Source organism: Paenibacillus sp. AR247, assembly GCF_002968895.1.
Taxonomy (GTDB): domain Bacteria; phylum Bacillota; class Bacilli; order Paenibacillales; family Paenibacillaceae; genus Paenibacillus_AQ; species Paenibacillus_AQ favisporus.
Genome location: NZ_PCZT01000009.1, coordinates 1,516,788 through 1,526,478, shown reverse-complemented (window position 1 = coordinate 1,526,478; position 9,691 = coordinate 1,516,788). Strand labels below are relative to the sequence as shown.

Here is a 9,691-nt window from a genome sequence, read left to right as displayed (position 1 = left end):
GGTGATGGCCGAAATATTCTGGATGGCCGCCGATATTTTACGGGCACTGTCCAGCATCAGGTCACTTTCATTTGAGAATGAAGTGATTTGCTCGGTTATGTATTGTACGCTTTCGACGATGTGGGCAAAGATCTGCTCGGCCTCGCGGATCCTTTCATTTTGCTGCTGCACCACATCCTCGTTGATCTTGATGTTGTCAATCGCCTGGTGAATGCTCTGCTCAATGCTTTTAACGAGGCTGAATACTTCCTGCGTAGACGCCGTTGATTCCTCCGCAAGCTTGCGGACTTCCTGGGCAACCACGGCAAAGCCAAGTCCATGCTCGCCTGCCCGCGCCGCCTCGATCGAAGCGTTTAAGGACAAGAGGTTGGTCTGTTCGGCAAGTTCGGAAATCGTCTTGGTGATCTTCGTGATGCCTTGGGCATTTTTGGACAGCGTGTCAATGGTCTTGGCCACATTCTCCGTTGCTTCGACGTTCTGTCGCATCCCTTCCGCCTGCTTCTCCACGGACTGGCGTCCTTTCTCTACGAGGCTGAAAGTAATTTCGGACTGCTGCTTCATTTCCTTGGTAGAGGCCGCATAGTTGCCGACTTTGAGCTCGATGGCCTGGATGGATTCGGTCATGCCGGCGACGTCCGAGGAAATTTCGTTTGCGCCGACAGCCAGCTCGTTGGCCGAAGTGGCGACTGTCGCCATGACGGTTTTAAGCTCCTGATTTTTATCCGCGATACCACGGCTCGAATCCATCACCTGGCGGGTGATGCTTGACGCGTCATTCAAAATTTTCTTCAGCTTGTCCACCATGCTGTTAAACGATCGGCTGACGTCGCCCATGGAACCCGATTCATCGACACGGCTCGTAAAATCGCCTTTGGCAATGCTGGCGGTGGCGGTAGCGATGCTGTCAAACGAAGATGTAAGCGTTTTCTCGATGTAGCGGGCTAAAGGGTAAGTCAGTGCGGCAAAGATGATGACGAACGCCGCGCCGATCAGGATTTCCCCGATCAGAATGAAAATAATCAGGGCAGGGAGTGCGAACAATGCGGCCACCAAGTAACATCCGGCCATGACCCGCTGGGACAGAGGAAGATTCTTCAGCCAAGACATAGGAAAATAGACCTCCTTCAATTGAGCAAATTTTACCATATTATAACATCGATATGAGCAAAAGGTCTATATATGAATATTTTTGTCGATTCACTACATGAAAGTGGTTCCATGAAGCCATAATAAACCAAAAAAGTGATTTGTCAGGAGGTTGTTACCCGATGCGTATAGTGTCGATGATTTGGATGATGGTTCTGGCGGCAGCGGCTGCTCCGGCAGGAGCTGTATCAGCAAAGCCAGCCGATGTTTGCAAAATCGAGAAGAGTCTGTTTAAATCAAACGTCCAGCAGGAAGGAAACGTCTGCAATGTTCATCTCAAACGAAGCGACCTGAACGTATCCCTTATGGGCCGTCACCTGTCTCCGGAACTGATGGATCTTGCCCTGAGTGCCACTTTCGAGCACACGGACCCCCAAGGGGCAAAGGGAGCGGTGACCGGTGAATTCGCGCTGCTGGAGGACGAAGTCAATCCGGTCATTGATGCGCTCCGCAAAGGCAAGATCAACATCTCGGCTGTGCATAACCATTGGATGCAGCAGGAGCCGGAGGTGCTGTACCTTCATTTTCAGGCGGAAGGAGACCTCGCCTCCCTCAGTCATACGGTACACCATGCCATGGAAGCGGTGAAACACCAAGGCACGGTCCATTAAAACTGTTTATTTACCCCTCCAGATCAGTGAAGGACGGAACAGCAGGGGCGAAGCGCGGCTTTAACAACTCGGTGCCCGCCGCGGCTGCAATGGACGCCAGGCAAAGAAGCAATCCGGCGGCCGCCACGACGGGCAGCGCTGACCACTCGAAAATGGTGCGGCCCGCAGCGGTCTGAATAGCGACCGCGGCAACGGATACGATCCAAGCGGCGCTGCCTGTATGCAGAAGCAGCTGTGCGCGCCGGGCTTCGGCCCGTGAGCGCTCCAACAACCAGCCGAGCAGCGGCAGAACCTGCAGCGCATGAAAACCAAGGCCGTGCAGGACGATGATATTGCCGCCTGCTCCTGTAAGGCGCCCGTTCAGGGCGATCATCCACAAGCCGGCCGCAAAGCTAAGCGTCACCGACACAAATGAATAGCGGATGCCGAGGATCAGCAGTGGCCGTGCGGCCAAGAGCTTGCGGCGGAAAAAGGCAGCGGCAACAACGGTCGTCACGATAATAAGGATGAAGGACGCAAGGCCAAACGCAGTTCCAGCGATCGTATCGATGATTGAACCGGATTGCGAGAACCGCGGGTTCACGCCCCGAAAATGCTGGATCGTCTCTACGGCGTAGGCATAGACGACGATCGGAACAAACACCCGGCGGATGGCCGTCCGCGCCCTTGCCTTTAAGCCGGACAGCGGCAGCAGCATGGCAATCGACAGCATAAATACGCCGATCGCCGCATTGAACGAAAAGGCACTGGCGACATTGCCCTCCGGCGGTACAACCGGGCCGAACATGCCGATATAGGCAGCGATGCCCGCGGCAAGGACAAACCCCGCAACACCGAGCCAAGCGAGCAGCTTCTCCTCTGCAAAGAGGCGTCCGGCGCCCCGCAAAGCCAAACGAATATAGTTTTCCATCAATCCTCAAACCTCCTGTTTTTTATTTATTGATAAATAAATATATAGGCTACAAAAAAGGCAGTCTGTAACTGCCTTTTTGTATTCTCTGTTTTGCTCCAGACCGGCTGGAATTTGAACCATCTAGAATCGTTTAGCGTTTAGTCTCCATGCTCAAATAAGCACCACTCTAACAGTCCTTGAAGCAAAGCATCTGCGGTAAATCCAGCACTTCAGCCACCGTGATCAGATACCCCATGCCCATAAACTGGCTTGCCGCGGCTTCAGGCTCCGGCAAACCGGCGGCGGTAAATTTCTCCAGAACTGAGCTGAATATATTGGAAAAAAGCCCGCGCACATGCTCGCGAATCGCCGGTTCCGGGATCGTATGTGCCTGCATGACGAGCAGCGTTTCTGCCCGGTAGCTGCTCATAACGTCATCAAATACTTGCCCCATCGTTTCCATCAGCTGATCGGCGGGCGCTTCGACCCGTGAAAAGGCATCGGCGATCCGCCCGATAGCCCGGTCGATGACGGCGATAAACAGTTCTTCCTTGTTGCTGAAAAAATGAAACACATACGGCTGCGTAACGCCAGCTTCCTTGGCTACCCGCGCCGTTGTTGCTTTGTAATACCCGAGTTCGGCAAATACGTCGACTGCTTTGGCTAAAATTTGTTCTTTGCGATCCTGCCGGATGACCATCTTCGTTGCTCCTTTATTTATTGATAAATAAATAATAGCTCCACCATCACATGCTGTCAACATTTTCTATCTCCGGCTGTCCTTGACGAGTATGTCCGCTTATAAGTACGCAGGTCAGGGCGCAGCCTGTTCAGCAGCATCCGGTAAAGGAACAGGGCTGACATGGAAGTACGCAAATAGCGTGCCTTCCAGTCAGCCCTGTCACGGATTCCTTGCATTATGTATTGCAGCCCGCATCTACTTACTTTATTTTCTGCCGGGCAGCACCTTATTTAATACGATCGCCGCAATCGATGCAGCCAAAATCGGCGACCCCAGCAAATATTGCACGAACGTAGGCAGCGAGTGCAGGAAATCCTGCGGGATCATGACTAATGCCAAAGTCAGGATCATCGGGATTGCGATGATGTACATTTCTTTTTCGGCGATGCTGACGTTTTTCATCACCTGCACGCCGTTAATGGCGATGATACCGCAGACGATGGTGAAGACGCCGCCGATGACAGCGGTGGGGATGGAAGAGATCAACGCGGCCAGTTTACCCGAGCAGCCGAAGATGACAAACCATACACCTACGGCAAGGAAGACGCGGCGGCTCGCGATGCCCGTGATGGAAATGATGCCTGCATTGGTGGAATAACCCGTAACCGGCGTCGAACCGAGCAAAGAAGCGATAAGACAGCTGATGCCTTCCCCGATGACACCCCGGTTTAGGTTTTTATCGGTTAACGGTTTATCGATGACGTTGCTGACGGCAAACCATGTGCCTGTCGTTTCGGCCAACAGGACGAAATAAATAATGACCATGGTAATGATCGCCGAAATGTTGAACGAAAAGCCGAAATCGGCAAATGGGAGCTGCGGCATACTGAACCATTTGGCATTGTTCACCGCAGAGAAATGAAGCACACCCATAAAATTCGCCGAAATACACCCGACGACCAACGCGACCATGACCGAAATGATGCGGAAGATGGAGCCTTTACCGCGGAACAAGGAACCCAGGATGACAAAAATGATGAGTACAGCGCCCGATATGAGGGCAAGCAGCACGTTTTGGTTGATGGTCGCATCTGTCGCACCGTAGATATTATCCCGGATGGCCACAGGCAGTAAAGAAAGACCGACGATGAAAATGATCGTGCCGCCAACGATCGGCGGAATAAACGATTTTACGATTTTATTGAAAATGCCGGTAAAGCCCAAAACAATGACCAAAACCGCGCCAATCAAGCCCGCGCCTAAAACGGAGTTCCAGCCTAACTGCCCGCCGCCGCTGGCGGCATAAATGCTGACGATGGCGCCAAGCGGAACGTAGGAAGGGCCTTGGGCGACAGGCAGCTTCATGCAAAAATCGTTTGTACGATCGTAGCCAGACCGGCCGCAATAAAGGTCGCTTGAATCAAAGCGCTGGACTGGCCAGAGGATAAGCCGATCAACATCGCGATCAGAAATGGCACGACATAGACGTCCATGGCGACGACGTGCTGTAAGCCCAGAATGATCGATTTGTAGACCGGAATTTTATCGTCAGGTGAAACAGTCAATTGTGGAGCTTGTTCTTGAATCTCGGAATGAATAGCTGTTTGTGCCGCTGTTTGTGTGTTCACTCAGGAGTACACCTCGAATTTTTTGGATTTTTTCTAGGAATAGCGAATTGTTTAACGTAGAAAAAGTATGCCAATCATTGCACTGGACGTCTACTTTTAACGCGAATGGACTTTTTCGCCCTGTACCCAAACTTCGCGGATGTTTTCGGGCCGGGTCAGGTACAACATTTTTTGGAACACGTCGTTCAAATCTTCATTTGGATCAAAGATCGGCAGTTTGGCGGATGGCAGCTTCGTATCGATGATCTGCACATCCCAGGCATAGTTTTCCTGGATCCGGCCGACCGGCAAGCTTAAGCTTTCGCCTCCCCCGGCTGTAGCGAGGTAAAACGCCTCGTTGACCGTAATGCGCGATCCCGGCACACCGCGGTCTTCGGCAGGTAGGCCGGGGTTCACGCCATCCTCCAGCATTCTGGAGGACATGACGGCTTGTCTGATATTATCGAACAGGCTTGGAGAAAAACCTCCCGAAATGTCGGTCCCGAGGCCGATCTCTACTCCTTTATCGTGAAGATGGGCGACGGGGATAACGCTGTTGGCAAAATAGGCGTTAGATATCGGGCAGTGGGCGACAGCCGTTCCGGTTTCGGCAAATAAGTCCGCGTCATCGTCGCTCAGGAAATTGCAGTGGGCCATGACGGACTTGTCGCGCAGCAGCCCAAAATCATGCAGGGCATAGGCATCGTTTTTCCGGAACCGGTCCCGAACATAACCATGGGCCCAGTCGCTTTCGCTGCAGTGCGATTGCACGTACGCGTCGTATTTTTCGGCCAGCTCTCCCAGGCCTTGCAGCGCCTCTTCCGTGCAGCTTGGAATGAACCTTGGCGTCACGACGGGAAATACGCCTTGTTTTACTGTTTTGGACAATGCTTTGACGGCGAGAATAAACTCTTCTGTGTCTGCAAGTGCCGCCTGGGTGTCCGCGTCGCGGTAAATTTCCGGATTTTGCTCCGGGTCATCCATGACGACTTTTCCGACGAGTCCGCGCTGGCCCCTGTCAGCACAAATCCGGGCCAGCAATAAACTGGATTCTTTATGTATGGTGGCAAAATAAAGGGCCGTCGTCGTGCCGTTGGCGAGCAGGGTGCGGACCAAATCGTCGTAGACCTCATAGGCAAAATCGAGATCCGAGAACTTGGACTCCAGCGGGAAAGTATAGGTGTTGAGCCAATCATAGAGCGGGATGTCCAGTGCCGTTCCGGATTGGGCCCATTGCGGAGCGTGAACATGCAAATCGATGAATCCAGGCAGAATGTACTGGCCTTCGGCTAACGAATAAAAGTTGTCTTTTCCTTGATAAGCGTCCAGCAGAACCTGATAATCGGCTTCCTCAGGAGCCACGATTTTTTCGATTTTCCCGTCATCATGGATACAAAAGAGATGGTCTTTTAGGATCTCAATTTCTTTGGATGATTTACTGGAAAATGCCGTTCCTCGGAATAATTGCTTATATTTACTCATAGTTACCGCCTTAATGTTCGTTATTTGATGACACTTTTGTTATTATATGCGCATAAAAATGATTAGTCTATACTAAAAAGCGAATGATTGTGAAAGTGAAAAAACCGCCTTCTACGGAAGGCGGTTACCCATACTAACCTTAAATCATCATGCACATGTCTATACTTGATTCTGCCACAGTATAATCCAAGAGCCGTTGCGCTGCAGACTTAATAGCGAAGATAGACCCGGCTGCCGATCCGGGAAGCGGTGATGCCGTTCTCCCTGTAGGGCTGCTGCTGCCAGTTGGTGGGGGCCGGTGGCCCGCCGGCGGCGAATCCCGACAAATACAGAAAATCCGGATGGATAATCTGGTCGGTCAAATAGGCGGAACGGCTGCTGCCCGGAATCCGGTACCGGTTGAGTGTACTGATGATTTCGCCTGAAGTGACAATACCAACTCCATGACCGTAGTACAGGTCGTCGTCCATTTGGATCGTATTTTCACCCTGCCACTCGATCCGGTGGGGATTGACATCCGGATTTTTAAAATACCGGACGTCGCCCGGATAGGAATCCCTGGAACCCGTTTTTTCAATCAATCCCAGGTCGCTGTCGTAATGCCAGTCGTACAGGAGCAGATTCGCGAACAGACGGTTGAAGTCGTCTTCCCGAATACAATCGAGCACACCCTTGTACAACACGATCACGATCCCCGTCGCACATTCGAAGCCATACGCCCAGCCGTTCACGAAGATGTCCTGGATTCCCTGGGCAGGTGTAACATGGGGCTTGAGCTCGAAGCCGCCGCGCCGGTTCAAATACCAGTACGCTTCGTTGCAGTGGGAATTTTTGAAGGTTTCAAACTGCACTCCGCTCCGGTTTAAGTCGGCTGCCGCTCTGACGATCGCTTCACGAAGCCTAAGCTCAAAGACCAGATGGGCCGGCGATTCGTAATGATATGCGGTCGTGCTCCTCATCTTCCTGTCGTAAATTTGTCTCCACAAATCCGGCCATCCTGACGGGTTCACCGTTTCCCCGCCGCTTCCAATCGTAATCACCCCGTTCATCCCTCCTTACCGTTTATTAAAGATCGAAAAAGCCCGCGGCATATATCAGCATATGAGCGGGCCGGGCCCGGAAATAACCCCGATTGTCAGATCCAAGCGATTCAGGCTGTCCTTTGTCAAAAATACGGTTTACGTTTGCTTCGGAAGGATGTTCTAATATAATAGGTTGAGAAGGTAACTTTTAAGGATCAGACTGGAGCTTCCATCATGAAAAAATTCAAAAAGTTTTACGTCGAACTGACGAGCAAATGCAATCTGGCCTGTACGTTTTGTCCGCCGACGCACCGGGCGACCAATTATATTACGACAGAGCAATTTACGCATGTTCTGGATGAGATCAAACCCCACACGGAATATATTTATTTTCACGTCAAAGGCGAACCGCTGCTTCATCCGCATATCGATCAGCTGCTGGATATCGCCCATGAGAAGGGTTTTAAAGTGAACATCACGTCCAACGGCACGCTGCTGCATAAGGCAGGACGGAAGCTGCTCAACAAGCCGGCGCTGCGGCAGATGAATTTTTCCCTGCACAGCTTTGACGGGCATGTCGGTTCCCAGGACAAGAACGGCTATATCTCCAAAGTGCTCTCCTTTGTCAAAGAGGCGGTGTCCCAATCGGGCATGATCGTATCGCTGCGGCTGTGGAATCTCGACCCGGACAACACAACGAACTTGGAGCGGAGCCGCAATCGGGAAATGCTGGAGTACATTGAGAAGGAGTTTAACCTGGATTACAAAATCGAGGAAAAAATCGTTCCCGGCAAAGGCATCAAAATTGCGGACCGGATCTACATCAATATGGACCATGAATTTAAATGGCCGGACCTGACTGAGGAGGAGGATCTCAGCCGGGGCTTCTGCCATGGGCTTCGCAATCAGGCGGGCGTCCTGGTGGATGGAACGGTGATCCCCTGCTGCCTTGACGGGGAAGGTGTCATTAATCTCGGCAACATCCACAAGACCCCATTTTCTGAAATTATTGAAAGCGAGCGGGCAAACCGGATCGTCGACGGTTTTCCCGGCGCGAGGTCGTAGAGGAGCTGTGCAGAAATGCGGCTACCGCCAGCGCTTTAACTATAAAGCCAACGGCATCGCTTCTGACGAACCGCAGCCTGCCCGCTCTGAATTACAGGAGGCGACTGGACTGTGAAACATTCATTTGTGTTAAAGGCCGGCTGGAACGGCGGACGAAACAGTGATGGACAGATCGAAGCAGGCAATCTCCGTACGCAAATTTCCATCCCGAAAGAGATGGGAGGCCCGGGCGTCGGGACGAACCCCGACGAAATGCTGCTCGGCGCCGCCGCTACCTGCTACTTAATCACACTGGCGGCCATGATGGAGCGCTCGCACCTTCCGGTTCAAGAGCTTTCGCTGGAGTCCGAAGGCATCGTGGACGTGACGGACAACATTTTTACGTATGTCAGCATTACGCACAAGCCGCATATCGTGCTGGCCCGTGATGCAACAGCCAAAGACGTGGAGACGGCGGACAGGCTGGCGCATAAAGCGGAAGGCTCCTGCATGATTTCTCGGGCGGTATCCGGGAATGTGGCCCTCGTGACCGAGCCGAAGATCGAAACCGTTACGGAATAGCGGCTCGTTACAGCCTTGGTGAGAGGCGAGCGCCAAACCGCTGAATGTATGAACAGACCGCTTGGGCAGGCTGCCCGGCGGTCTTTCTGTTTGCTTGGACAAACTCAGGAAAGCGCCCAGATCACAAATGAATGAAGGCGGGTGAGTCGGCCTCCGGCTTTCGGGCATCCTGAGAAGGAGGACAGCCGAAGCGGTTCGGCGAGAGCCGGTATCATGGTCTATGGACAAACTAAACCACGCCGGGCCGGAAAACGCCGTCCGGTGGATCTTTTATCAAGCAGCGGTTTGTGTGAAGATAGGTACGGGGGGAATAACGTCATGTTTACGGATTTTAAAATTACAGAAGGCCGGCCGCTTACGGTGCAGGTCAAAGAATACTTGAAGCAGTGGATCACCAAGGGCAAGGGAAGGGTGGACCAGAAGCTGCCGTCGACGCGGGAGCTCAGCACGATGCTGAATATCAGCCGCAACACGCTGGTGGCGGTGTACACCGAGCTCGAGGAGGAAGGGTACATTTANACCGTCCGCTCCAAAGGACTTTCGCTCCAAAGTGGCATCGCTTCGGTACCTTCCTGGCATGTGGATTGGCAGCAGCATTTGAGCACGGTTGCACAAGCGGCCAC

At 52.5% G+C, this 9,691-nt stretch carries 8 protein-coding genes and 2 pseudogenes; 4 read left to right on the top strand and 6 right to left on the bottom strand.

The features are described 5' to 3' along the window. Nucleotides 1–1,107: methyl-accepting chemotaxis protein (locus tag CPT76_RS15275; RefSeq protein ID WP_105443497.1), on the bottom strand; the 1,107-nt coding region annotated here is incomplete at its 3' end. A gap of 161 nt (nt 1,108–1,268) precedes the next feature. Here CPT76_RS15275 and CPT76_RS15270 point away from each other — a divergent pair. Next, nucleotides 1,269–1,757 (top strand): DUF1259 domain-containing protein, encoded by a 489-nt coding sequence (locus CPT76_RS15270; RefSeq protein WP_105443496.1) that lies wholly within the window; start codon nt 1,269–1,271, stop codon nt 1,755–1,757. 10 nt (nt 1,758–1,767) lie between these two features. On the opposite strand, the gene CPT76_RS15265 is transcribed toward CPT76_RS15270, so the two are convergent. The 5 genes and pseudogenes from CPT76_RS15265 to CPT76_RS15245 form a co-directional block, all read right to left on the bottom strand. Further along, a complete protein-coding gene (locus CPT76_RS15265; RefSeq protein ID WP_105443495.1) occupies nt 1,768–2,667 on the bottom strand; it encodes a hypothetical protein in 900 nt (299 codons plus the stop codon). Between the two features lie 169 nt (nt 2,668–2,836). Then, a complete protein-coding gene (locus CPT76_RS15260) occupies nt 2,837–3,349 on the bottom strand; it encodes a TetR/AcrR family transcriptional regulator (RefSeq protein WP_105443494.1) in 513 nt (170 codons plus the stop codon). A 246-nt stretch (nt 3,350–3,595) separates the two neighbouring features. Then, nucleotides 3,596–4,917: pseudogene (locus tag CPT76_RS15255) on the bottom strand (uracil-xanthine permease family protein). A 138-nt stretch (nt 4,918–5,055) separates the two neighbouring features. Then, nucleotides 5,056–6,420 (bottom strand): guanine deaminase, encoded by a 1,365-nt coding sequence (gene guaD, locus CPT76_RS15250; RefSeq protein WP_105443493.1) that lies wholly within the window; start codon nt 6,418–6,420, stop codon nt 5,056–5,058. A gap of 209 nt (nt 6,421–6,629) precedes the next feature. Continuing rightward, on the bottom strand, nt 6,630–7,460 hold the full coding sequence (locus tag CPT76_RS15245) for a protein-glutamine gamma-glutamyltransferase (RefSeq protein WP_244364329.1): 831 nt from the start codon (nt 7,458–7,460) through the stop codon (nt 6,630–6,632). A gap of 216 nt (nt 7,461–7,676) precedes the next feature. On the opposite strand from CPT76_RS15245, the pseudogene CPT76_RS15240 reads away from it, so the two are divergent. The 3 genes and pseudogenes from CPT76_RS15240 to CPT76_RS15230 all read left to right on the top strand — a co-directional run. Further along, nucleotides 7,677–8,622, top strand: a pseudogene (locus tag CPT76_RS15240) (radical SAM/SPASM domain-containing protein). Continuing rightward, entirely contained in the window at nt 8,619–9,068 is a 450-nt protein-coding gene (locus tag CPT76_RS15235; RefSeq protein WP_105443491.1) for an OsmC family protein, read from the top strand. Before CPT76_RS15240 ends, CPT76_RS15235 begins: the two are co-directional and overlap by 4 nt. Nucleotides 9,069–9,281: 213 nt before the next feature. Next, nucleotides 9,282–9,691, top strand: a 410-nt coding sequence (locus tag CPT76_RS15230) for a winged helix-turn-helix domain-containing protein (protein WP_146116322.1), incomplete at its 3' end; no start/stop codon positions are given.

Bases quoted from the DNA above. Each gene is read 5' to 3' on its own strand.
- CPT76_RS15270 (WP_105443496.1), top strand. From the start codon at position 1,269: ATGCGTATAGTGTCGATGATTTGGATGATGGTTCTGGCGGCAGCGGCT.
- CPT76_RS15265 (WP_105443495.1), bottom strand. From the start codon at position 2,667: ATGGAAAACTATATTCGTTTGGCTTTGCGGGGCGCCGGACGCCTCTTT.
- CPT76_RS15260 (WP_105443494.1), bottom strand. From the start codon at position 3,349: ATGGTCATCCGGCAGGATCGCAAAGAACAAATTTTAGCCAAAGCAGTC.
- guaD (WP_105443493.1), bottom strand. From the start codon at position 6,420: ATGAGTAAATATAAGCAATTATTCCGAGGAACGGCATTTTCCAGTAAA.